The sequence below is a fragment of the Bifidobacterium ruminantium DSM 6489 genome, assembly GCF_000770925.1.
In the GTDB taxonomy this organism is placed as follows: domain Bacteria; phylum Actinomycetota; class Actinomycetes; order Actinomycetales; family Bifidobacteriaceae; genus Bifidobacterium; species Bifidobacterium ruminantium.
In genome coordinates this window covers 49784-73424 of the sequence record NZ_JDTK01000006.1, presented here as the reverse complement: position 1 = coordinate 73424, position 23641 = coordinate 49784, and the positions used below count along the sequence as shown (strand labels likewise).

The 23641-nt window shown below is 59.3% G+C and carries 20 protein-coding genes; 12 read left to right on the top strand and 8 right to left on the bottom strand.

What is annotated here, in order from left to right:
• Positions 1–185: 185 nt before the first annotated feature.
• Positions 186–2786 (bottom strand): ATP-dependent Clp protease ATP-binding subunit, encoded by a 2601-nt coding sequence (locus OU26_RS04255; protein WP_026646416.1) that lies wholly within the window; start codon positions 2784–2786, stop codon positions 186–188.
• Positions 2787–2926: 140 nt separating this feature from the next.
• Between OU26_RS04255 and OU26_RS04250 the strand changes: the two genes are divergently transcribed.
• On the top strand, positions 2927–3934 hold the full coding sequence (locus OU26_RS04250) for a universal stress protein (protein ID WP_026646415.1): 1008 nt from the start codon (positions 2927–2929) through the stop codon (positions 3932–3934).
• A gap of 92 nt (positions 3935–4026) precedes the next feature.
• Here OU26_RS04250 and OU26_RS04245 read toward each other — a convergent pair whose 3' ends face one another.
• From OU26_RS04245 to OU26_RS04225, 5 genes are all read right to left on the bottom strand, one after another.
• The gene (locus OU26_RS04245) at positions 4027–5448 is read right to left on the bottom strand and encodes a DUF3027 domain-containing protein (RefSeq protein ID WP_081815628.1); all 1422 of its coding nucleotides are present in this window, start codon (positions 5446–5448) and stop codon (positions 4027–4029) included.
• Between the two features lie 4 nt (positions 5449–5452).
• Entirely contained in the window at positions 5453–5845 is a 393-nt protein-coding gene (locus tag OU26_RS10610; RefSeq protein WP_026646414.1) for a cold-shock protein, read from the bottom strand.
• A gap of 149 nt (positions 5846–5994) precedes the next feature.
• A complete protein-coding gene (locus OU26_RS04235; RefSeq protein WP_245158010.1) occupies positions 5995–7842 on the bottom strand; it encodes a HAMP domain-containing sensor histidine kinase in 1848 nt (615 codons plus the stop codon).
• Between the two features lie 9 nt (positions 7843–7851).
• Positions 7852–8583, bottom strand: coding sequence for a response regulator transcription factor (locus tag OU26_RS04230; protein WP_026646412.1), 732 nt, complete (start codon positions 8581–8583; stop codon positions 7852–7854).
• A gap of 4 nt (positions 8584–8587) precedes the next feature.
• Complete coding sequence (locus tag OU26_RS04225; RefSeq protein WP_026646411.1) at positions 8588–9481, bottom strand: TPM domain-containing protein; 894 nt, start codon at positions 9479–9481, stop codon at positions 8588–8590.
• Positions 9482–9560: 79 nt separating this feature from the next.
• Between OU26_RS04225 and OU26_RS04220 the strand changes: the two genes are divergently transcribed.
• On the top strand, positions 9561–9851 hold the full coding sequence (locus tag OU26_RS04220; RefSeq protein ID WP_026646410.1) for a WXG100 family type VII secretion target: 291 nt from the start codon (positions 9561–9563) through the stop codon (positions 9849–9851).
• A gap of 112 nt (positions 9852–9963) precedes the next feature.
• Positions 9964–12864 carry a choice-of-anchor A family protein gene (locus OU26_RS04215; protein WP_026646409.1) on the top strand — a complete coding sequence of 967 codons (2901 nt, stop codon included), beginning with the start codon at positions 9964–9966 and terminating at the stop codon, positions 12862–12864.
• Between the two features lie 94 nt (positions 12865–12958).
• Here the strand turns inward: OU26_RS04215 and groL are convergent, their stop codons facing one another.
• Entirely contained in the window at positions 12959–14575 is a 1617-nt protein-coding gene (gene groL / locus OU26_RS04210) for a chaperonin GroEL (RefSeq protein ID WP_026646408.1), read from the bottom strand.
• Between the two features lie 276 nt (positions 14576–14851).
• Positions 14852–15526 carry a LytR C-terminal domain-containing protein gene (locus OU26_RS04205; RefSeq protein ID WP_026646407.1) on the bottom strand — a complete coding sequence of 225 codons (675 nt, stop codon included), beginning with the start codon at positions 15524–15526 and terminating at the stop codon, positions 14852–14854.
• Between the two features lie 155 nt (positions 15527–15681).
• Between OU26_RS04205 and OU26_RS04200 the strand changes: the two genes are divergently transcribed.
• The 9 genes from OU26_RS04200 (at position 15682) to OU26_RS04160 (ending at position 23622) form a co-directional block, all read left to right on the top strand.
• A complete protein-coding gene (locus tag OU26_RS04200; protein WP_026646406.1) occupies positions 15682–16395 on the top strand; it encodes a uracil-DNA glycosylase in 714 nt (237 codons plus the stop codon).
• Positions 16396–16405: 10 nt separating this feature from the next.
• Positions 16406–17473: an AAA family ATPase gene (locus tag OU26_RS04195; protein WP_026646405.1), complete on the top strand. Its 1068-nt coding sequence runs from the start codon at positions 16406–16408 to the stop codon at positions 17471–17473.
• The gene (locus OU26_RS04190) at positions 17470–18423 is read left to right on the top strand and encodes a DUF58 domain-containing protein (protein WP_026646404.1); all 954 of its coding nucleotides are present in this window, start codon (positions 17470–17472) and stop codon (positions 18421–18423) included. Before OU26_RS04195 ends, OU26_RS04190 begins: the two co-directional genes overlap by 4 nt.
• Entirely contained in the window at positions 18420–18941 is a 522-nt protein-coding gene (locus tag OU26_RS04185; RefSeq protein WP_026646403.1) for a hypothetical protein, read from the top strand. Before OU26_RS04190 ends, OU26_RS04185 begins: the two co-directional genes overlap by 4 nt.
• Positions 18941–20005, top strand: a complete 1065-nt coding sequence (locus tag OU26_RS04180; RefSeq protein ID WP_026646402.1) for a vWA domain-containing protein — start codon at positions 18941–18943, stop codon at positions 20003–20005. The genes OU26_RS04185 and OU26_RS04180 overlap by 1 nt, the downstream gene beginning before the upstream one ends.
• Positions 20002–21021 carry a VWA domain-containing protein gene (locus tag OU26_RS04175; protein ID WP_026646401.1) on the top strand — a complete coding sequence of 340 codons (1020 nt, stop codon included), beginning with the start codon at positions 20002–20004 and terminating at the stop codon, positions 21019–21021. Before OU26_RS04180 ends, OU26_RS04175 begins: the two co-directional genes overlap by 4 nt.
• Positions 21018–21587 carry a DUF6466 family protein gene (locus OU26_RS04170; protein ID WP_033498902.1) on the top strand — a complete coding sequence of 190 codons (570 nt, stop codon included), beginning with the start codon at positions 21018–21020 and terminating at the stop codon, positions 21585–21587. The genes OU26_RS04175 and OU26_RS04170 overlap by 4 nt, the downstream gene beginning before the upstream one ends.
• A gap of 263 nt (positions 21588–21850) precedes the next feature.
• Entirely contained in the window at positions 21851–22066 is a 216-nt protein-coding gene (locus tag OU26_RS04165; RefSeq protein ID WP_237743786.1) for a hypothetical protein, read from the top strand.
• Complete coding sequence (locus OU26_RS04160) at positions 22063–23622, top strand: alpha/beta hydrolase (protein WP_026646398.1); 1560 nt, start codon at positions 22063–22065, stop codon at positions 23620–23622. Before OU26_RS04165 ends, OU26_RS04160 begins: the two co-directional genes overlap by 4 nt.
• Positions 23623–23641 lie beyond the last annotated feature (19 nt).

The window sequence follows — 23641 nt, the reverse complement described above, 5'->3', positions numbered from 1 at the left end:
ACCCATGATCATGGGTGACGCCCCGCTTATTTGCATTAACGCCATCGACCGGCCAGCGCGAATGGACACCGCCGGGAAGCGATAGTACGTGTAGGTACGAGTGAGGGCCGTTGGGTCCATGATGCTTCATCATGGACCCAACGGCCCTCACTGTTTGCCGGACAAGCCGTCCGGCAAACACGGAATCATTCCTGGGAAGGTGTGGAATCGGCCGGTTCCGTGGATTCGGCCGTAACCGGCACCGCTTCCCGTTGCGCCGGTTCTGCGGATTCCTCCGGAGTCTTGGTCTGATCCGTGGATTCCGGTTCTTCGAACGCCTCGCCGGTGAAGGTGAATTCGCCCAGGATGCCTTCGCCTTCGGCGTCTACCTTCACACGCTGGCCATCCTCGAGGTCGCCCATGAGAATCTTCTCCGAAATGGCATCCTCAATGTCGCGTTGGATCACACGACGCAGCGGGCGGGCTCCTAGCAGCGGATCGAATCCCTTCTGCGCGAGCAGATCCTTGGCCGCATCAGTGAGTTCGAGCGACATATGGCGATCGAACAGACGGTCGTTGAGCTGCCTGACATCCAGATCGACGATCTGGCGCACCTGCGGCTCGGTGAGCTGCTTGAACACAATGATGTCATCCAGGCGGTTCAGGAATTCCGGACGGAACTGCTGCTTGAGTTCCGCGGAGACCTGTTCCTTCATGCGCTGGTAGCTTGACTCGGTATTCGTGCCCAGGTTGAAGCCGGTGTTGGCCGCCTTGGCAATGTCGCGCGTACCGAGGTTGGTGGTCAGGATGATGATGGTGTTCTTGAAGTCCACCTTGCGTCCCTGTCCATCGGTCAAATGACCATCGTCCAGCACCTGCAGCAGCGTGTTGAAGATATCCGGATGGGCCTTCTCGATCTCATCGAACAGCACCACGGAGAACGGCTTGCGACGCACCTTCTCAGTGAGCTCGCCGCCCTCTTCGTAGCCCACGTATCCCGGAGGCGCTCCGAACAGACGCGAGGCCGCGTACTTCTCGGAGAATTCCGACATATCCACACGGATCAACGCGTCCTCGTCATCGAACAGGAATTCGGCGAGCGCCTTGGCCAGCTCGGTCTTGCCGACGCCGGTCGGGCCAGCGAAGATGAACGAGCCAGCGGGACGCTTCGGATCCTTCAGTCCGACACGAGCGCGGCGGATGGAGCGGCTCAACGCAGACACGGCCTCGTCCTGGCCGATGATGCGCTTGTGCAGCTCGCTTTCCATGCCCATGAGCTTCTTGGACTCGGCTTGGGTGAGCTTGAACACCGGAATGCCCGTGGTCTGGGAGATCACCTCGGCGATGACGTCCTCATCCACCACCATCTTCACATCGGATTCGCCTTCACGCCAGGAGGATTCCTTCTCCTTGCGCTCGGCTTCGACCTTTTCCTGCTTGTCGCGCAGTTCGGCCGCCTTCTCGAAATCCTGGTCCTTGATGGCCTGGTCCTTTTCCTGGGCCAGTCTGGCCGCCTTGGCGTCCAGTTCCTTCAATTCCGGAGGCGCGGTGAGTCTGCGGATGCGCAGGCGCGCACCTGCCTCGTCGATCAGGTCGATGGCCTTGTCCGGCAGATGACGGTCCTGAATGTAACGGCTCGACAGCTCGGCAGCCGCCTGCAACGCGCCATCGGTGATCGTCACATGATGATGGTTCTCGTACCGTTCGCGCAGACCCTTCAGAATCTCGATGGTTTCGGCGATGGTTGGTTCATGGACCTGGATCGGCTGGAAACGACGTTCCAGCGCGGCATCCTTCTCGATGTATTTGCGGTACTCGTCGGTCGTGGTCGCGCCGATGGTCTGCAGCTCGCCGCGGGCCAGCATCGGCTTCAGCATGTCGGAAGCGCCCAATGCGCCGTCGGCGGAGCCTGCGCCCACGATGGTGTGGATCTCATCGATGAACAGCACGATGTCGCCGCGCGTCTTGATTTCCTTCAGCACCTTCTTCAGGCGCTCCTCGAAATCACCGCGGTAACGGGAACCGGCCACCATGGATCCGAGATCCAGGGAATAGACCTGCTTGCCTTTCAGCGTCTCCGGAACGTCTCCCGCATTGATCTTCTGCGCGAGTCCCTCGACGACGGCGGTCTTGCCGACGCCGGGTTCGCCGATCAGCACCGGATTGTTCTTGGTGCGGCGGCTCAGCACCACCATCACACGCTCGATCTCATTGGAGCGTCCGATCACAGGATCGAGTTTTCCAGCCGCAGCCTCGGCGGTCAGGTTACGTCCGAATTGATCGAGGATCGCGGAACCGGTCTGATTGCGTCGATCCTGGACGCCTCCGGCGTTGGCGAGCTCGCCCTTGCCATCGTTCTTACCATCGCTGGAATTGCCACGGATCAAATCGATGGTGGCACTGCGCAGTTCGCCAAGATTGACATCCATCTTGATCAGCACCTGTGTGCCGACGCCTTCGCCCTCATGAATCAGACCGAGCAGGATATGCTCGGTGCCGATATAGCTGTGCCCCAGCTGCAACGCCTCGCGCAGCGACAGCTCCAACACCTGCCTGGCATGCGGAGTGAAGGGAATATGGCCGTTCGGCGACGCATTCCCCTTGCCGATCATCTCTTCGACCTGTTTGCGGGTGTCATCCAGAGTCACACCCTTCGAGGCCAACGCCTTGGCTGCGACGCCTTCACCCTCGCGAATCAGGCCGAGCAGCAGATGCTCGGTGCCGATGTAGTTGTGCTGGAGGGTACGAGCTTCTTCCTGCGCCAGCACGATCACGCGCCGCGCACGGTCGGTAAACCGTTCGAACATGCTTGTCCTTCCACTCTTGTTAGTCCTTCAACACTCTACCGATTCACGGTGACGTTTATTCCACCGGCGCGTAAATTGCGCTGTGAACGCAAAGGAACGGATATGCTTGAGCTATGGCAACGACCAAGGAGGTCACCACAATGAGCGACACCACCCTACAATCGAATGACGCGACGGACGCGCGTCAAGGCGACATCGTCGTCGGCGTCGACGGCTCCGATGAATCCTTTGCGGCGCTGCGCTGGGCTCTCGGCGAGGCGTCGTTGACCGGCCAGCGGGTGAATGCGGTCTATGCATGGTCCCATTCGTGGGACACGGGTTCCCAGCCGGAAGATGAGGAGCAGTGGGCCGAGAAACGTCACGACATCGCCCGACGTCTGCGTGAATGGGTCGTTCAGGCCTCACAGGGCATGACGATCGACGAGAACCGCGTCACACTCACCTCCGTCAAGGCCACCGGAACATCCGCACTGTTGGAAATCGGCAAGGACGCCCAACAAATCGTCGTCGGACGACGCTCGCTAGGCCGCGTGGCACGATGGTTCCTGGGTTCCCTTTCGGCATCCCTCGCAGAGGAGGCGAAAGTGCCTGTCACCGTGGTCCGCATCCTCGATGACGAGGAGGCTTCCGTGCAGGACGCCATCGCCAATGCGCTCACGCCCGTCGATGAGACGGTCTCCTACGAGATGCCCGGTTCTCCCCTGCCGCATAGCCAGCGCCCGGTGGTCGTCGGCGTCGATGGCTCGGAGATCTCCAAGCACGCACTGCATTTCGCCATCGAATTCGCCGCGCTGCACCATGCTCCCCTGCAGGTCATGTTCTGCTGGCAGCTGAAGGATCTGGGCACCATCAAGGGATACGAAAACGCCGTGGCTCCGATCGCCGTCGGCCAGGAACACGCGGAACGCATGCTCGACGAACTTCTCGATTCGGTGCAGGTTCCCGCTCAGGACATTCCCGACGATTTTCGCATCGAATCGCACGCATTCCACATCTCCGCCGCGAAGGGACTCATCGAGGCCTCCCGCTACGCACGGCATCTGGTGGTGGGCTCGCGCGGATTGTCCGGCTTGGATGCGCGTTTCCTCGGATCCGTGTCCAAGCAGATCATCAATTTCGCCGATTGCACGGTCACCGTCGTGCACTGATTCCATACCGACGAAATGAAATAGGGAAGGCCGATGTCCGAGATAGGGGCATCGGCCTTCCCTATGAATGCGTCGACAGGACGTGGCTACGGCTATTCCGTCTCCTCATCCTGCACAGCCTGTCGCTCCTCGACCGGAGTCCCACCTTCGGTGTCCGAGGTGTCGGGAACCGTTTCAACCGATTGCCCGATTTCGGATCCAGACCCGGCAGATTCGGTCCCGGTCAACCGATCCGGAATCGACGATTGCTCCAGCTCAGGTTCAGTGGCTTCCCGCGTTTCCCCAGTCACGTCTCCGGAAGCGTCTTCGACGACAACAGGTTCATGTACGACGTTGTCTTCGGATTCAGACGTCATATCGGTTTCGCCGTCCGTGCGCGTGTCATCCTTCGTCGACTCCTGATCGTTCCCGTCGATTTCGACGGTGGCCTCCACTTCGGGCTCATCATCGGATGACGTGTGCTCGAGAACCTCCTCCTGGCTTGCGTCATCGTCGATGGTGTTGGCTTCGATATCGGCCTCGGAACCTTCCTCATCCTCATTCGGATTATGCTCATCGTCCGAGGAAAGGCTTTCGATCAGTTCCACCGACCCACGCTCGTCACGAGGCGCCTGCGCGATGATGTCTATATGCATGTCGTCGAAGGCGGGCTTCGATTGCACCCACAGATGCGAGGGTTCCGGCGGGGCGATTTCGGAATGCTCCCCGCAACCGTGGTCGACGGACACGACCCTGCCATCATCCGGGCTCCATTTGTTGGCGCATACGCCGAACAGCAGATTCAACTCACCTTTCAGGGGAATGAAGAATCCGCACGTGGAGCAGGGATTGCCGTCCGCGGTCTTGGTGGACAACGATTTCGGCCCATGGGGACCCTCATACCAACGCTTCGCGGTCTGGGAACGACCGAGCGGAGTCATCACATGCCTGCGGGACAGGTCGAACTCCTCGACGGCCTCATCGATGTCCTCGTCGGATGTCTCGGATCGGACATCCGCCTCGTCGTGATTCTCCGTTCCCGTCTCCTGAACGGTTCCGTCATCCTCTTTCGCGCCCGGAGCCGTCTCCTGATCCGAAGCACGCACATCGTCCGGCATCCCATCCGACATGCCATTGTCCGCGTCGGCATCCTCCGACACGTCTTTCCCTGTCTTGCGGAACCCGTCCTCCATCCGGGGATCGTCGGGATCGGTACCGATCGAATCGGTCACCGCCAGATCGCCCGGCTCGAGACGATCCTTCCACGGAATCCATTTCGGCGGACGCAACGCTTCGTCGGTCGGCACCAAGGACGATTCATTGACCGTCCAATGATCCAGTTCGACGTCATGATACATCGTCACGGACCATTGCCATCCTTCATAACCACGCACACGCGCTTCGAAGCGGAAATCGGTGACGCCGTCCTCCAGGTCAACGGCTTCCACGAAGTCGCCGACCTGTCCTTCCTCGTCAGCCACGGCGACGGCTACCGCCCGGGCGATCGATTTGGGTTCCATTGCGGTATCGGACATGAAATCAATCCTGTACGTCGAAGTTGTCGGCGACCGCGCGCATCAGCGTGGCGAGCTTCTTGCTCTCGGACGGCGAAGGATAATGATGGCGGCGCAACTGGTTGCCCGCGGAGTCCAGCAGCTTGATGAGATCCTCCACGATGGCCGCCATGTCATCCGGCTTCGGACGTGTGGCTTTGACCAACGACGGCGCCGACGCCACCAGGGTCACGCCCATGGCCTGCGGCCCACGGCGGCCGTCCACCACCGAGAACTCGACCTTAGCCCCTTTGCGCAGCGTCTTCACGCCTTCCGGAAGGGCGGCGGCGGGGAGGAAGACATCATCCGCGCCCTCGTCCGTCTGAATGAATCCATAGCCTTTGTTCGCATCGAACCAACGAACACGTCCGCTAGGCATTGTCACCTCACTACTCGCTAATCACGTACCTTCTGCGGACAGCCGAACGCCATCCGCCAATAACAAACCAAAGATACAGTCTAGCGCAAGAGGTGGGCTATGCGCCCATCCCCTGCGTTGTTCCGGCGGAATCGCAAAGCGCGGAAAGCCTATTTCTTCGCCTTGCGATTCCTCTTCTCATTCCTGTGGCCGTCTTCCGGCGGCGCCGGCCGAGGCTTCGGTTCGACCGGCGCGACAGGCAGCACCACGGTCAAGGTCAGTCCGGTGCCATCGCTGCCCGACGCGCAGATGAAGCCATGGTGCGCCTTGACCACGGATTGCGCGATCGCCATGCCGAGACCGGTTCCTCCCTTCTGCCTCGCACGTGACGGATCGGCAGTGTAGAACCGTTCGAAGATCTTCGACCTCGCCTCCGGCGGCACACCGGGACCATGGTCGCTGAACCGCACAATCGCGTAATTCATGCCGACCTGCATCGACAGCCCCACTTCGATGGCCTCGATCAGATGATGCAGCGATTGCTCATTGGATGGCATTCGGGACAAGGATTCGGGACTGATCGACGCGGGAAGCACTCCCATGGAAATCTCCACCGGGGAATCCGTCGGCGTGTAACGGTGGATGTTGCCCACGATGTTGGTGACCACCTGACGCAGTCGCGACGCGTCGCCTTTGAGGACGATCTGCGGCATGTCGCCCTTCAGGAAAGCCAGTTTCGTCGGATTGTCCAGATCCGTTCCAGGCTGAAGAACCACCCGTCCGCATGAGATGCCACGCTCGGGATCAAGGGCATGCAGGTCGTCGGCGGCGTCCTTCACCACGGAGGTCAGTTTCACCTGCTGCGTGATGTCGATACCACGCCCCTCATCCAGTCTGGCCAAGGACAGCAGATCCTCCACCAGAACCGTCATGCGGGCGCTGGACGCCTCGATATGCGCGATGGATTCGTCCGCGCGTTCCAGGGCACCCGGCATATCCCGCTGCATCTTGTACAATTCCGCGTATCCGTGGATGGCGGCAAGCGGAGTGCGTAGCTCATGGCTGGCATCCGAGACGAACCGTTTCATCTTCTCGGTGGTCTCCTCCTGCGCGTGGAAGCTTTCCTCGATGCGAGCCAGCATAGTGTTCAAGGACACGGAAAGCGAGCCGACCTCCGTGTTCTCCGGCAGGTCCGGCACACGTTGGCTCAGATCTCCCGCCGCGATCTTCGCCGCGGTTTTCTCGATGCGTTTCAATGGCGCGAGCGTGCCCTGCACCAGAATGGTTCCGAGTATCACGCCGATCAGCACCACGGCGATGCCAACCATCGCGCAGAACCTCGTCAGCGTGTTGGCCGTGTCTATCTGATCACTCAACGACAGTCCGATGAACACGATGCCGCTGTCCTTGACCTGTCCTCCCCGTGTCTTTTCGCTCCATGGCAATGCGACGACGCGCCAGGGCGACTGTGCCTCCTGCATGATGGCGTGGTCGGGATTACGGCTTGTGGTGACATGCACCACAGCACGCGTCGTGAACGGCTGTCCAAGTGTGACGCCGTCTATGCTGCCATCCGCAGGAAGACTTGGTTCGGAGACCACTCCGTCACGGAGCATGGGCACCGAAGCGACGCCCGTGCTCCGGTATTCGCTGTCCCTCACCTCCACGTAATACGTGTTCATGAGGCTTCGTCCATCATCGCCGCTATCGCTGCCGAGCGAATCCATGCTGTTGAAAATCAGCTGGGCCTGGTTGAGCAGCTGCGTATCGGTCTTCTGCAGCAGATAATTGCCCACCAGCGTCCGTATGGAAAAGGAGATACCGATGGTTCCAATGGTCAGCAGCACGATGATGCAGGTGACCAGTTTCGTGCTCAGCGGAATCGCTTGGATTCTGCGGGTGAAACGGCTCCACAACTTTCCACGCTTCGCCGACGGACGGGAAGGCAGCACGGGAGGGGGAACCGCCGAAGGGTTGGGGGCTGCGCCGGCGGACAGAGGATTGGAATCCATACTCATGACTGAAGGCTAGTTCTTGGGCGCGCGGATCATATAGCCGATGCCGCGCTTCGTCTCGATAAGAGGGGTCACCTTGTGCTTCTCGCCGTTCTCGTCCTCCACGACGATGCCATCGACCTTCTTGCGCAGATAGGAGATATACGATTCGACGATGGCCGCGTCTCCACCCCAGTCGTACTGCCACACATGGTCGAGGATCTGCGCCTTGGACAGCACACGTCCCTCATTGTCCATGAGGTACCGGAGCAGTTTGTACTCCGTCGGGCTCAGCTCGATTGGCTGGCCGGCGCGGGACACGTCATGCGAATCCTCATTGATCTCAAGATCACCCACGCGGATGATCGGATCATCCTCGACCTGTTCTTGGGTGCGACGCAGAATTGCGCGGATGCGAGCCACGACCTCCTCGAGACTGAACGGTTTGGTCACGTAGTCGTCACCGCCCACGGTCAGTCCCATGATCTTGTCTTGGGTATCGTCACGGGCGGTCAGATACAGTACGGGTGTGGTGATGCCTTCCTGCCTGATGCGACGGGTCACGGTGAAACCATCGATGTCAGGAAGCATTACGTCCAAGACAATCAGATCAGGCTGGATCTTCTCGATGACTTCGATGGCCTCGGACCCCGACGCCGCGGTGTTCACTTCGAAGCCGGCGAAATGCAGCGATGCCACCAGCAGCTCACGGATGGACGGCTCGTCATCGACAACGACAATGGATGCTTCAATAGGCTTGCTCATGGTTTCAAGCATCACTCACTTCACTGGATGTTTCCTGAACGGATTCTGAATCTTGCGTCGACGCTTCAGCATGGTCATTGTCAGCTTTTCCCTTGGAATCGACATCCCATGCCCTGACAGGCCGTTCCCGTTCGTCGATGACGTCATGGCCACTATGACGCCCCTTGCGCCGCCGTGAGATCACGCCCTTCCTGCGCAGTACGTGGAATACGGCCAGAACGATTACCAGCAGCACCAATGCGCCGATCAAAATCCATACACTGAGCCAAACGGTTTTGGAGGAAGTGGAGGTCTTCTTCTGCACTGTGATCTGGGCCATCATGTCGGTGGCGGATTTCGCCCAATCGGGATCTTTTTCCATCAGAGGCTTCTGCGCGGCGTCAGAAAGCGCGTCCACAGTGGATTTGCTTCTCAGCCACTCCTCGGAATTCGAGGACACGGCCACCACCAGATTGCCATCGCTCGAAGCGACGGCCAGCATCACGGTGTTCGGCTTCGGATGGAGCGATTCCAACAGGTCGCTCACCCACTTGTCGGGTTTGCCATTGGCGTTGAAGCTGTCAAGATACACCAGACGTACGGTGACGCCGGTCTCCTTCTTCGTCCTGTTGATGGCATCGGTGATTTCGGAGACGTTCGATCCAAGCAGATTCTGCGTGTCGGTGATGTTCTCCGTGGCCGTGACACCCAGGTCCGCATCATCGTCAGCCGCATATCCCGCCGGAGTTATCCACAGCACCGCAAACAAGCCGAAGATGGCCACAATCAATGCACAAACCGCTTTATTCCAACGATTTCTCACACCATCGCACTTCCACGACACGCCGTTGTACCACAAATTCGCAGGTTCTCCGACCACAACCCCGGTTTTTCCATCGCACACGTTCACTGAAGACATATCGTCCACTGTACCGTTCGGTTGCGCCAACCCAAGACCGCACGGTGGAAAACAACCATCCAACGACGAAAGGACCATCATGCCTCAGTATCAAGTCGACAGCGAGCAGATTCAATCCTCAAGCGCCGCTGTGAACGCTTCCATCCAGTCGATCCGGCAGGCCGTGCAGGGAATGTACGGCAATCTCAACAACCTGCAGAGCGTCTGGCGGGGCGGCGCCGCGACGCAGTTCACCGCGGTGGCGGAGCAATGGCGAGCGGCCCAACAGCAGATGGAGCAATCCCTCGAATCGATCCAGCGAGCGCTGATGCAGGCCTCCGCATTGTATTCGGAGACCGAAATGCAGGCTTCACGTCTGTTCGCCCAATAATCCGGGACTTTTCCAAACCGGCCCGTCGTCCAGCGTCTTCCGCGGCTTGTTCCGCCGCCGGCACCGGACGACGGGCCGGAAATGACACCACCAAAAACAGAAAGACGCTACGATGAATCTTCATCCACGTACCAGAATCCTGGCCTGCATCGTGGGACTGGCCACGTTGGTCATGGCAACGAACGGCATCGCATATGCCGAACAGCCCCACCAGTCCACAGCCGCAGCCGTCATACGGAAATTACCCTATTCAGACACGCAAGCCGTTCCAACATCCGAAGGAACCGTCCAAAACATCGCGGACTCCACGCGGAAGGCGACCAGGGAATCGAATCTCGATCAGTCGGATCCATCGGACTCCGATGCCGGTGGATCCCAGCCGGACGGCGTGGGCGGGCTCCTCGCCGAAGGCCAGATCGTCAATGGAGTGCATGACATCGAGGATCCGGCCACCAGCATCTACGTGGGAGGCAACATGACTTACCACAACAACGTCGAGACGGAAGGAAGCATCGTCGTCGACGGCAACCTGTCCATCGAACGTCACATGCCGGAAAGCCTCCTTGCCGGCAAGGTCATGTGGGGCATGGGGTTCAATCCGCCGGCCGGCGCCGACATGATCACCGTGGGCGGCGAATTCCGCAACCATACCGGGGAACGGCCTCAATGGGTCAGCGGATCAGCCAGATTCGGAGGCAAAGTGGCATGGGGCGACGGCAGGGAAACCGACGCCAATGGCCGCAGACCTCTGTATCTCGCCACGCATGGCAATATGACGGAAATGGGATGGAACGCCGACGCCTCCCAAGTCAAATCATGGGCGTATCCGGATTTGCCCGCGACCGCGAAGATCATCCACGGTCTCGGCAAAACCGAGGCGTTGAGAGCGAATATCGATGGCAAAGGCGGCATCGTCGACTACAACGATTATGTTGACAAGACCCTGAGGCCGTTGAGTCGCCAACTCGTTTCGCTTTCAGCGAACGGCAGCATCTCGTTCGAGAAGGCCCCTGACGAGGACACGCACGTGTTCTTCGACGACTATGCCGTGTCGATCCGCGATGAGGGCCGCATCGTCTTCCAAGGAACCGGCAAGCCGGAAAAGCAGGTGTTCCTCCTTGACCTGGATGCTCTCAAAGCGGCGGGAACGACATACGGGGTCAACCAATGGAGCCTTGATTTCCGAGATCTTCCCGATGGTCAAGCCATCGTCATCAACGTGTCCGGATCGGGGGAACGGATATGGAGTCCCGGATGGCGCATCTGGGTGAATGGAGAGAACCATTCCACAGCGATCAACGCCCGGGGCGATTCATGGTCAAGATTCCGCGACATCTCCAGCCGCATCATGTGGAATTACCCCGACGTCTCCCATCTGACACTTGATTATTCACACGGAACGCTGAACAAGGACGGCTATGGGGTGTCGGCGGGCGGCAATGTGTACGGCACGGTGCTGGGCAAGGGATCGCTGTTCCCCGGATCCATCCTTCTGCCGAATGGCGATATGACCGATTACGCGGACACCAACGGCCGGCTTCTCATCGGTGGCAATCTTGATTTCGATGTATGGGAGCATCACAATGCGCCATGGGTCGGCTTCGACGAACCCCAACGCTTCACGCTGCTCGGATCCACCCGCGCGGATGCCTCGCAGGCGTCATATGCCGGAGACAAAGCCGTTCACGACACATTGACGCTTCGTTCTGCAAGCTCCAACGGACAAGGAACGACGATATTCGACCTGCAGGTGACGGGACTGTCCCTGACACTGTCATACCGAAGCTCATCCGGGAACGTCTCAAGAAGCGATCCGAAGACGTTCACCTCGGCGACAGTTCCGAAATCCGGTTCGGTCATAACCTTGAAAAGCCCTGATTTCGTTCCCGCGGACCTTGGCCTCGACTCATGGATGGCAGGCGAATACTGGTTTGATGTGTCAGGTGCCGACATTCATATCAAAGACGCGTCCAAAGGCGTGCAATCATCACTCGTCAGAACCGCTTCATTGGATGGTTCCAACGATGCTGCGGAACGCTTCGTCATCTCACCGGATACACTCTCATTGGGATTGACGACGAAGGCGAATCCGAACGACGCGTCGACCGGGAACGCCAACACTGTCACTGATACCATCTCCCTCACCAATAATGGAGCGGTCGAAATACTCGTCAGGACGATTCATATCACGCTGAACTACCCCAGCTCGGAGGGAATCATACATTCGACGAAAACCGTTTCGGACATCCGCATCCCTTCCCAAAGCGTCGTGAAGGTTGATTCTCCCGGATTCGTTCCGGCGGACCTTGGTTTTACCGGCAACTGGCATCAGAACCTACAGGAGGCAGATCGTTATTGGTTTGATGTGGCGATCGATCCCGCGAACGTGGTGGATGCGTCCGGAGCCGTGGTGCCGCTTGCCTCTTCGGCGACACACGACGGCAGAACGGATCCAGAGGAACAATTCCAGGTGCTTGCCGGAATCCATCAGGCACGGACCGAAGCTGCGAACACGTTCCGATTCGCAGGAGGCGCCGATGCCGTGCACGACAGCATCATCATGGAATTCGACGCCGTGCCATCGCTCCAGATCGTCAGCACGCTGAACTGGTGCTCCGACGCGGAAGGCGTCCGTGCGGAGCGTTCCGTCGCGAAAAACGCCATGGTGCAGGCACAAGGCACCAGCAAAGGACCGGAATTCATTCCCGACGATTTCGGCTGGGATACATGGAAGGCCGGCAGATACTGGTATGACCTGACCATAACCGATCAGCAAGGGGTGTTCGGCTTGAAGCCATTGCTCGGCATCGACATCGATGAAGAACAGTGGAGCGCAGTCGAACCACCCGCACTGCCGATGACGGGAATTCCCTATGACATGGGACGGATTGCCCTGACTTGCAGCGGCATATCGGCCGTAGCGGTGGCCGCAGGAGCGATGCTCGCGTCCCGGAAACACCATTCCAACGCTTCACGAAGAAAATACCGACATTCGCGTCAAGGCGTTCACTAAACGAAATATGAAAAGGATCCGTCTCCCCCGATTATCAAGGGAAACGGATCCTTATGCCTATCCGCGAGGGACAGAGACTACCGGCTATCGCCTATCAGTAGCCCATGTCGGCGCCGGCTGCCGGAGCGGCTGCCGGCGGTTCTGGCTTGTTGGCCACCACGGCTTCGGTGGTCAGGAACAGTCCAGCGATGGAAGCTGCGTTCTGCAGAGCGGAACGAGTCACCTTGACCGGGTCGGTGACGCCTGCGGCCAGCAGGTCCTCGTACTCGTTGGTGGCTGCGTTCAGGCCCTGGCCGTCAGGCAGGGAGCGAACCTTGTCGATCACCACATCGCCGGACAGGCCAGCGTTCTCGGCGATCTGCTTGATCGGGGCTTCGATGGCGCGGAACACGATGGCCGCGCCGGTAGCCTCGTCGCCTTCAAGCTTGACATCGTTCTGAGCCTTGGCCGCAGCCTGAACCAGAGCGACACCGCCACCAGGCAGCAGACCTTCCTCAATGGCGGCCTTGGCGTTGCGCACGGCATCCTCGATGCGATGCTTGCGTTCCTTGGCCTCGACTTCGGTAGCAGCACCGACCTTGATGACAGCGACGCCGCCAGCCAACTTGGCCAGACGCTCCTGCAGCTTCTCACGATCGTAGTCAGAATCGGTATTGGCGATTTCCGCACGAATCTGAGCGACGCGGGCAGCCACATCCTCCTTGGAGCCGCCACCGGACACGATGGTGGTCTCGTCCTTGGAGACGATGACCTTCTTGGCGGTGCCAAGCACGGACATGTCGACGGAATCAAGCTTCAGACCCAGTTCATCGGACACCACCTGGGCACCGGTCAGGATGGCCATATCCTGCAGCATGGCCTTGCGACGGTCGCCAAAGCCCGGAGCCTTGACGGCGCAGGACTTGAAAGTGCCACGGATATTGTTCAGAATCAGGGTCGGCAGGGCTTCGCCGTCGACATCCTCGGCGATGATCATCAGCGGCTTGCCGGTCTTCATGACCAGCTCGGCGATATGGACGACATCCTGCTGGGAGCTGAGCTTGCCGGAGGTCAGGAGGATATACGGATCCTCGAGCACGGCGGTTTGGTCATCGGCATTGGTCACGAAGTACGGGGCGATGTAGCCCTTGTCGAAACGCATGCCCTCGGTGAAGTCCAGATCCAGTCCGAAGCGGTTGTTGTCCTCGACGGTCACGACACCGTCCTGGCCGACCTTGTCCAGAGCTTCGGCGATCTTCTCGCCGACTTCCGGATCAGCGGCGGAGATCGTTGCGGTGGCAGCGATCTGGTCCTTGGTCTCGACATCCTTGGCGGCCGCGACAAGTTCCTTGACAATGGCGTCGGAAGCCTTTTCGATGCCGCGACGCAGCGCGATCGGGTTGGAGCCGGCGGTGACGTTCTTCAGACCCTCATGCACCAGGGACTGGGCCAGCACGGTCGCGGTGGTGGTGCCGTCGCCTGCGACGTCATCGGTCTTCTTGGCGACTTCCTTGACCAGTTCGGCGCCGATGCGCTCGTACGGATCGTCCAGATCGATTTCCTTTGCGATGGAGACGCCATCGTTGGTGATGGTCGGAGCGCCGTAGGTCTTGTCAAGCACCACGTTGCGGCCCTTCGGACCAAGGGTGACCTTGACGGTGTCAGCGAGCTTGTCGAGGCCCGCGAGCATTCCCTGACGAGCTTCGTCGTCATATGCAATCATCTTTGCCATTGTTCCTCCACATATGGCTACACGGTATTATTTCCACCTTCGGAGCGACAATCAGAACCAGCCGTCAGCTGCCGGTTATCACTCTCACTCGTCGAGTGCTAATTCGCAGATTAGCACTCTCACGTCGAGAGTGCCAAACCCGATGACGTTCTTTGCGCTGTGAGCAAGATGGAAGCACCGACCAAATAATCGACAGGCGTTGAAATACCTAGGAAAACAAAGGAGCCCCGCCCCCTCATCGAGGCGAGACTCCCATAGAAACCCCTGCGGCGTTTTTCAGTTCAGCAGCACCACAACGATAGGAGTGGTCAACGTGCTCGACTGTTCGACGTTGGCGATGTTCAGCGTCTGCGCAACGTTCTCCGCAGTGGCCTTGTCAGCTTCATTCTGATACCAGACAACGGTCTGGCTGGGGACATTGCCCGTCGGGTTGTCGGCGGTTACGCTGGTATATCCGGCCTGCGTCAAGGCATCCGCCTTGCTCTTGGCGTAACCGGTGATATTGGTGGCATTCACCACACGAATCTGCGTGCTCAGATTCACGCTCTGGTTCGTATCAGTATCCTGATCGGAGTTCTGACCGTCATTCTGATCGGAGTCCGTGGCATCGCCCGACTGTGCATTGGACGAGTCGGAAGTCTGGTTCTTGTTCTTGTCCGTATCTCCGCTCGCCGCCTCGGACTTGCCCTCCGACTTCTTGCCCGTGCTGGCGGAGGACGTGGAGGAACTCTCCTTGGCGGCCCAAGGCATCTTCAGGTTGCCGGCCTCCCCCGAGTAGATTCCCCAGAACAACAGACCCGCAAGCAAAGACACGATGACGACAATCACATACGGCATGGCTCGGGACGCCGCGGAACGCGCGCCACGATGCACGCCCATCGGCCCGGCCGGAGGATTGTCGAACATATCCTTGGCGTAGGATTCGTAGGTCTCCTTGCCCTGTTTAGCCATTTTCTGCAACCTCATTTCTTGCGCTTGTACCACCCAGTGTAACGACCCGTACAGTCAGTCCACAATCGATATGGCCGATTCCGCACCCGCTTACATACGCCGTTCCACGGAAATCGACATGACCGGCTGCACCGCCCGTCGTACAGTAGGACGATATGACCCATATCAAACCATTGAAAGACCTCGTGGAGCCCGGATGGGCGCAAGCCCTTGCCGACGTAGAGCCCCAAGTGCATCACATGGGCGATTTCCTGAGATCGGAAATCGCAGCGGGACGACGGTATCTTCCGGCAAGCAAGAACATTCTGCGGGCATTCACCATCCCGTTCGACAGCATCAAGGTGCTGATCGTGGGACAGGATCCCTACCCAACGCCTGGACATCCGGTGGGGTTGAGCTTCTGCGTGGCTCCAGACGTCAGACCCATTCCGCGCAGTCTGGCAAACATCTATACGGAGCTGACCGACGATCTGGGCGTTCCCATGCCCGCCAACGGTGATCTGACGCCGTGGACAAGGCAGGGCGTTATGCTGCTCAACAGATGCCTGACAGTCGAGCCAGGCAAACCGGGCAGCCATCAGGGCAAAGGATGGGAAGAGGTCACCGACGCGGCCATCACCGCGTTGAACAACCGCCGCGATCCCGACGGCAGCATCAAACCTTTGGTCGCCATCCTGTGGGGGCGCAAGGCCCAGACGCTAGAGCCACTGCTGACCAACGCGTTCATCATCAAATCACCGCATCCCAGTCCAATGTCCGCACGATACGGCTTCTTCGGCTCCAAACCCTTCTCCCGCGCCAACCAAGCGCTCGTCGAAGCCGGAGCGACGCCGGTGGACTGGGCCCTTCCCGTCAGCTTGACCCGGTAAAGTAACACTCATGGCTTTATTCCCTCCTAAAAAACCGACTCCGGTCCCAGCACCCATCCCGATGCCAGCGACCGCGAAACCAAGCACCTTGTCATCCGAAGACATCGCGCGCGCAAGGAACATAGGATCGCAGATCCGCGGTCGTTTCGCGCAAACCTTGGTCGGACAGGACAATCTTCGCGAATCCCTGATCATCACTTTGGTGGCGGGAGGCCATATTCTCATCGAATCGGTTCCCGGTCTAGCCAAGACCACCGCCGCACAGACGCTGGCCACCTCCGTGTCAGGCTCGTTTAAACGAGTGCAGTGCACGCCCGACCTGATGCCTTCCGACCTGATCGGCACGCAGGTCTTCGACTTCGCCACACAGAAGTTCTCCACGCAGATCGGACCGATCCACGCCAATTTCGTGCTGCTGGACGAAATCAACCGATCCAACGCGAAAACCCAGTCCGCCATGCTCGAAGCCATGGCGGAAGGTGCCACCACCATCGGAGGACAACGAATCGCGCTGCCGAAGCCGTTCATGGTCATCGCCACGCAGAATCCAATCGAGGAGGAAGGCATCTTCAATCTTCCCGAAGCGCAGATGGACCGTTTCATGATGAAGGCCGTGCTTACCTATCCGACGCCCCAAGAGGAACAGCGCATGCTCGCCATGCTCACCCACCGCGGCTACGACACCGTGGATCAGAACGCCCTGACCGGCACCCCCGTCTCCATCAATGACGTCGAGTTCCTGCGCTCCGCGGCACGCCGTGTACACGTGTCCGACGCGATCATGCAATATGCCGTCGATATCGCGGCCACGTCCCGAGGAGCCGGCACCAAGCCAGTGCAGGGGCTGTCCTCCCTGGTCCGTCTCGGAGCCTCGCCACGCGCGTCCATCGCACTGATCCGCATCGGACAGGCCAATGCTCTGTTGCAGGGACGCGATTACGTCATCCCGGAAGACGTGAAAGCCTTCATCCACGAGGTGCTGCGACATCGTGTTCTGCTGACGTTCGAGGCGCTCGCCGATGGCGTCACCAGCGACCAGGTCGTGGATTCAATCGTTCAGGCGGTCCCCGTTCCATGATCGGCCAGACCCGTTCCGACGATCCGATCCGCAGGAAAATCGAAACGCTTGGAACCATGATGAGCCTGCCCACGGTACGCAAGGCACTTGGTGTCCTCGAGGGCGCGCATGCGTCGAACAGACGTTTCGGCTCGGATGACGTCATGGACATCCACGCTTATGAGCCCGGTGACGAGGCCAAGCGCATCGATTGGAAGACCAGCGCCCGCGTGGGTCGTCCGATGGTGGTGCTGCGCGAGCGTCCATCGACGTCGAAGGCATGGCTTCTGCTCGACATCGGCCAGGAAATGACCGCGACATGTCCGTCCGGGGAGCAGGCGTACCAAGTAGCGGCGAACGCGTTGTGCATGTTCGCCGCTCTCAGCCTGCGCCGCAGCGACGAGGTGTCCATCGTATTCGGCGACAGCTCGGCCATAACCCGCGTGCCGTTCAATGGCGGATTGGCTCAATTCGAACGGACTCTGGACACCGCACTGCGACGCGACTGGAACAGGCCGCGCAACATCGACGCGCTGTTGGAATACGCGCGAAGCATCCGAGACAGGGACGCGCTGATCGTGCTCGCCACCGAGGAGCATGCGCTGGAGGAACGCCATCTGCGCGATATCAGGGCCATCGCGAGAACACATCCGATGGTGCTTATCGACGTGGCCACCATCAATCCCTTCGACACCGGTCACGCCGACGTGGTGGTCGATGGACGAAATGGACGACACGTCCCCGCTTTCCTGCGCAACGCGCGGACGGCGGGCCAGGTACGCACGCACCGCGAATATCTGGCTGCGGCCATCAGACATGAGTTGAACCGTTGCGGATCGACGGTCATCCGTTCCGATTCCAGCGAGCGCATGTTCCATGAATTCGTGCACATGGTTTCTGTCTCCGTGGCACGGTCCACGCGTTACCAGCCGGGTATCCCATCCACTTCGAATCCGGGAGTCAAGGCATGACGTTCCTCCTTGCCGAAGAAGATCTCACCGTCAGAGGGCAGATTCATTTCGAAAACGGTCTGGTCGCCACCATCGTGGCCTGTCTGCTGGGCATCGTCATCCTGATCGCACTTACAGTGTGGCTGTCCAGACCAAGCTCAAGACCATCTAGGAACGACGATCGCGGACGCCACGCGCCTGCCGAGAAATCCGTGTGGCATCAGCGCATCGAGGATATCGTCTCGCGTCACGCCGCCGGAGAGCTGGAACGCGAGGAGGCCTTCGCGCTGCTGGCTGCGACGGTCAGGGATTTCGTGTCCTCCGCGACCGGAACTGACATGAGCAACCAGACGCTTACCGACATCGAGGCGATGCCGCGGACCACCGGCAACCAACAGAATCTCACGTTGCTTAGGCAGACCATCGAGGCGTTCTATCCTCCGGAATTCGCGGACGCCGAGCATAACCGCATCGCCAAGGACGCCACCGTCGAGCAGGCCGGCGAATGGGTGGTCCATCTTGTGGAAAGGTGGCGGTAATGCAACTGACATGGCAATGGCCTTGGGCCGCTTTGGCCACTATGATCGCGGCAATCATCATCGTCGCGATCATAGTGGCGTGCGCGTCGCGCCGTACGGACGATGACAATCATGCCCGCACCTTCAGCCTGGACGACGATCTCAATACTGAATCGGCGTCGAGGCTTTTCCGACAATGGCGGATTCTATCCCGGCTGGCGGCGGTCATGCTGGCGATCGCGCTGATGCTCACCATCGCGCTGACGGCACGCCCCGGCACCGTCGACGAAAGCGAGGAGAAGGCCTCGAGCCGCGACATCGTGCTGTGTCTGGATGTTTCCGGCTCGACGCTTCCCTACGACCGCGAGGTCATCGACACCTATCGCAGGCTTGTGGACAATTTCAAAGGCGAACGAATCGGGCTGAGCATCTTCAATTCGACATCGCGCACTGTCTTTCCGCTGACCGACGATTACGATCTGGTGTCCAAGCAGCTTGACAAAGCAAGCGACATCCTCAAAGGCGTCGAATCGCAAGATGACATCGACAAAATGAAGGAAAGCGACTATCAGGCGCTCTCCGATTGGCTGGAAGGCACGCAGAACCGCAAGGAATCCACTTCGCTGATCGGCGACGGCGTGGTGAGCTGCGCGGCCATGCTTCCTGGATTCGCCTACGGGAACGCCGATGCGACAAACACCGACCGTCAACGTGCGGCATCAATCGTGCTCGCCACCGACAACGTCGTTTCCGGAAAGCCGACGTACACACTCACCGAGGCGCTGGATCTAACCAGTCAGGCGAAAATCTCCGTGGACGGACTGTTCTCTGGACCGAAGCAAAGCGAATCCGACCAGACCACCAAGGATTTCAAATCCGCCATCGAGACACGCCACGGAGTGTTCCTCACCCAATCTGACGGCGCTTCCGTCTCCTCTCTGGTCAAGGAGATCGAATCGCGCAGAAACCATGAAAGCCAGGCGAGGAACAAGGCCGCGATAACGGACGCTCCGGGATGGTGGACGCTTGCATTGGCCATCGTTCTGGTGGTCTGGCTGGCATTGACTTGGAGGTTGAGACGATGAACCATCTGACGCTCTCCCCTGCTTTGGGATGGCCGGCCGGCGCCGCCATCGCCTTGGTCATGCTGGCATGCGCCGTCACGCAGATCGTGCTGCACGTCAGGCGGTGTACGGATAGCGACGAAACCATCTGGGCATGCGTCCGCCGGGTGCTGCTATGCGCGCTGGTCGCCGTCATGGCGCTGACACCCAGCATGGTGGCCGAAACGAACAGCCGGGCGGTGAATGCCACCGATGTGGTGGTGGCCGTCGACGTGACTGGATCCATGGCGGTCAAGGATGCGCAGTACGGCTCCGACGAGCAGATCAGCCGTCTCGACGCGGCCAAACAGGCCGTGAAGGACATCACCGGCCTTTACCCGAATTCCAGTTTCGCCGCCGTGCGGTTCGGAGCCTCCAGCACATTGGATGTGCCGCTGACCCCGGATTCGAACGCAATCGGCAACTGGGCGGATACACTCGCCCCAGAGGCGACCTCCGTATCCGCGGGTTCGACGCTGGATGTCCCGATCGACCGTTTGTTGCTGACATGCAAGTCCATTCACGAGCAGCATCCGGATGATGCGATCGTGCTGTACCTGGTTTCCGACGGCGAGCAGACCGCGACGAAGACGCGACGCACGTTCTCGTCGCTGCGCCGATACCTGTCCGACGCGTTCACCGTGGCTGTAGGCAGCGAGCAAGGCGGCAATGTCCCATTGTCCGTGGATGGCGTCGACGACGCGGAAGGCCAATGGGTGACCGACCCGGATACCGGACAGCCTGGCATATCGCGCATGAATACAGAGACGATGAAAACCATCGCCGACGAGCTGAGCGGCACCGCGCTGGTACTGGACGGCTCCCACACCATGCGGGACGGCGTTTCCAAAGAGACGTCCGACAAGTGGCGCGTCACACGCACGAACAAGCATCGCACCAGAACGGTGGCTGTCGTGTGGCCTTTGGCCATTGCGGCCGGCCTGCTGCTCGCCTGCGAACTGGGAGCATGGCTGGCGCAGTCAAGGAGGCTGTTGTGAGCGGGAAACTGAAAAGAACACGCGCTTCATTGCCCACGCGCGTCGCATTGATCGTTCTGGCCGTGCTGCTGGGCATGGTTGCGCTGCTGGCCGTGGTAAACCTCGCCGCCAACGGCAATTACAACCATGCCACGCGTTCCTTACAGGAGAACATCAAAACCAGCAAACAGAACAATGTCGATTGGGACAAACTGCGCGTTCGGCAACAACAGACGGACGCCCAATTCGACGATGCCGGCGAGATGCGGGCACTACTGCTACCCCAGCTACGAGAATCGATCGACCATAACAGCCGTGTCTCCGACCAGCTCACCAAAACCATCATCGAAAAAGCCAAATCGGGCAAGGATGATCAATCCGATTCCGATACGAACGCGAATGCCGACGCACGGCAGACAAACGGATCGGAATCGAAGAAAGACACCAGGCTCACCGACGCGCAACGTGAAAAAGTGGAGGAATTGCTGAAGCAAAACACCCAATCCACGCAATCCGATTCGAGCACGAACGGCTCCGCCGCGAACCAGAACACGGACAAGTCGTCATCGCAGACCAAACCCTGGTAAGAGGGGTTCCGCAGCCAAAGTTATCCACCATGCTGTCGGCGTGTCGTCGTTGATTTTTCAACGACGACACGCCGACAGCATGTTTTTTTGACGTTCTCCGACCACAGGCCACGCACACGCGGCGACAATGACGCGGGACATGTTCCAATGGCGTCATGAACATTCCAAACGCATTCTTATCGAACACAATTCCGGAAAACGGAATACCGAGCACCTCCGCATCGCAGCCAGGAGACCCATGCCGCTGCAGACTCGGAGTCAAGGTGAGCCAGACGTTGATCAATGCCAGGCTCACCGCAGCACTGCGCCGTCTTGATGACATCGACGCCTCGACTGCGTCCGGCCAGCTTCCCGACTGGACGGGAGAGGCAGCCGAGGAATATCGAGACCGGCTCAACCGCATCGCCAGGCAATCAGCGCTGTTGCGCGACGGCATACTTGCCACCTCGCGTCTCCTATGGTCGGAGGGTGCGGCATGAACCAGCGAGTGACAGCAAGAATCATCGGTGGAAAGAAACTTTCCACTGCCGATTACAGGGAATATCTCAACACGTCGCGGAGCCTAAGTGACGGAGCGCGCAAACTCGGCTCCGCCCAAAAAGAGTTCGCCGCCATGGGCATGGAGCTCAAGGCGCATCCTTATATAGCACCGATTCTGGGAACGCTATACGGAGGAGGGATGCTGTGCATGGCGTCGGATCATGTCAATCTGCCATACCGGCATCTGCTCGAACGATGCGAGGACCATGCAAGAGCGCTGCAAACCATGGCTTCTCAGCTCACCGAATTATCGGAAGCCATCATCCAGGCCCAATCACTCTACGAACGTGCCGAGGAGCTCAGCAGACGAGGCATGAACAATGTGCTGCGCACGATCTTCGTGTCCGCTCCCCAAGCCGCCGGCATCGCCTTGGGTCTCAGCGCGCTGAATGGGGTGAAAACCAGTTTCGTCAAAGAAGGGAAACTCAACTGGTGCTATCTCGTGGAATCCACCGCATGGATGCAGGAACCGTTCGTGGACTTCATCGGGCGCCATGCGACCAGGCTCAACCTCCTCGAACAGCCCAAGGATTTCAAATCCACGCTGGAACTGATCACCGGCCGATTGTTCCCTATTGTCGATACCGGATCCCTCACATCGGACAATCTCACTGGAGGACCTGTCAACCGAGGCCTCAAAAAAATCAACAGGCTGCTCATACCGTACTATGACGCGACTCATGGGGACAACCTTACGGTGACCCGGGTCTATCCGAAAACCGATGTGGTCAAAGGCGGCAAAAGCACAAAGGATGCCATAGCCGACCAACGCCGGCTGTCGGAAGGACCGTTGAACGGCGACCGTGAAAGCGGATTGGAGTACGGAACCATCGCATTCTGCAAATACCGCAAAGCCGATGGGGCATACGCTTGGAGAATCAACATTCCAGGTACGGATGGCAACCATGACTCCCCCATGGACTGGTACACCAATTTCGAGCTGATGAGTGCGGACGAGCAGCAACGCGGAGCCGCGGAGAGTCTTCGCTTCCTTCGGGAGGCCATGGATCAAGCCGGAATCCAGCCGAATGAACCCGTGGAGCTTGTAGGCCATTCGCAGGGAGGCATCATCGCGGCCGCGGCCGCTGCCGATCTGCAGAACGAATACGATATCCAGCACATCGCCACGTTTGGATCCCCCATCGCAAAATTCGACATTCCCGAAAAGACCATGGTCACCGCCATCGAAATGGACAACGAAGGCGTCGCGGCACTCGACGGGGCATCCAATCCCAGCCGCGAGAACTGGCTCACCATAAGGGGCTCGGTTCACAAGGAAGACGGAACGTCACAGGGTGTTCTTTCCGGAGCCGAGGTCGAGGATTCCTCCGGGGAAAGGAAATCGACACATTATCTGAAATATCATGAATCGGGATATCGATACGCCTATGGCACGGGGAACAAGGCCGTTCTGAATCATGACAGGCATTTCCAGGACGTCGTGGACGGTGATCTTCAGGAAGTCCAGTATTATCAGGGACGGATCGGCAAATGACGATTCCAGTGGTTCACGG

Coding starts and splice junctions, on each gene's coding strand:
- OU26_RS04200 (WP_026646406.1), top strand. CDS start 15,682: ATGACCCATATCAAACCATTGAAAGACCTCGTGGAGCCCGGATGGGCG.
- OU26_RS04180 (WP_026646402.1), top strand. CDS start 18,941: ATGCAACTGACATGGCAATGGCCTTGGGCCGCTTTGGCCACTATGATC.
- OU26_RS04205 (WP_026646407.1), bottom strand. CDS start 15,526: ATGGCTAAACAGGGCAAGGAGACCTACGAATCCTACGCCAAGGATATG.
- groL (WP_026646408.1), bottom strand. CDS start 14,575: ATGGCAAAGATGATTGCATATGACGACGAAGCTCGTCAGGGAATGCTC.
- OU26_RS04195 (WP_026646405.1), top strand. CDS start 16,406: ATGGCTTTATTCCCTCCTAAAAAACCGACTCCGGTCCCAGCACCCATC.
- OU26_RS04245 (WP_081815628.1), bottom strand. CDS start 5,448: ATGTCCGATACCGCAATGGAACCCAAATCGATCGCCCGGGCGGTAGCC.
- OU26_RS04225 (WP_026646411.1), bottom strand. CDS start 9,481: ATGTCTTCAGTGAACGTGTGCGATGGAAAAACCGGGGTTGTGGTCGGA.
- OU26_RS04175 (WP_026646401.1), top strand. CDS start 20,002: ATGAACCATCTGACGCTCTCCCCTGCTTTGGGATGGCCGGCCGGCGCC.
- OU26_RS04220 (WP_026646410.1), top strand. CDS start 9,561: ATGCCTCAGTATCAAGTCGACAGCGAGCAGATTCAATCCTCAAGCGCC.
- OU26_RS10610 (WP_026646414.1), bottom strand. CDS start 5,845: ATGCCTAGCGGACGTGTTCGTTGGTTCGATGCGAACAAAGGCTATGGA.
- OU26_RS04255 (WP_026646416.1), bottom strand. CDS start 2,786: ATGTTCGAACGGTTTACCGACCGTGCGCGGCGCGTGATCGTGCTGGCG.
- OU26_RS04190 (WP_026646404.1), top strand. CDS start 17,470: ATGATCGGCCAGACCCGTTCCGACGATCCGATCCGCAGGAAAATCGAA.
- OU26_RS04250 (WP_026646415.1), top strand. CDS start 2,927: ATGAGCGACACCACCCTACAATCGAATGACGCGACGGACGCGCGTCAA.
- OU26_RS04160 (WP_026646398.1), top strand. CDS start 22,063: ATGAACCAGCGAGTGACAGCAAGAATCATCGGTGGAAAGAAACTTTCC.
- OU26_RS04230 (WP_026646412.1), bottom strand. CDS start 8,583: ATGAGCAAGCCTATTGAAGCATCCATTGTCGTTGTCGATGACGAGCCG.
- OU26_RS04185 (WP_026646403.1), top strand. CDS start 18,420: ATGACGTTCCTCCTTGCCGAAGAAGATCTCACCGTCAGAGGGCAGATT.
- OU26_RS04235 (WP_245158010.1), bottom strand. CDS start 7,842: ATGAGTATGGATTCCAATCCTCTGTCCGCCGGCGCAGCCCCCAACCCT.
- OU26_RS04215 (WP_026646409.1), top strand. CDS start 9,964: ATGAATCTTCATCCACGTACCAGAATCCTGGCCTGCATCGTGGGACTG.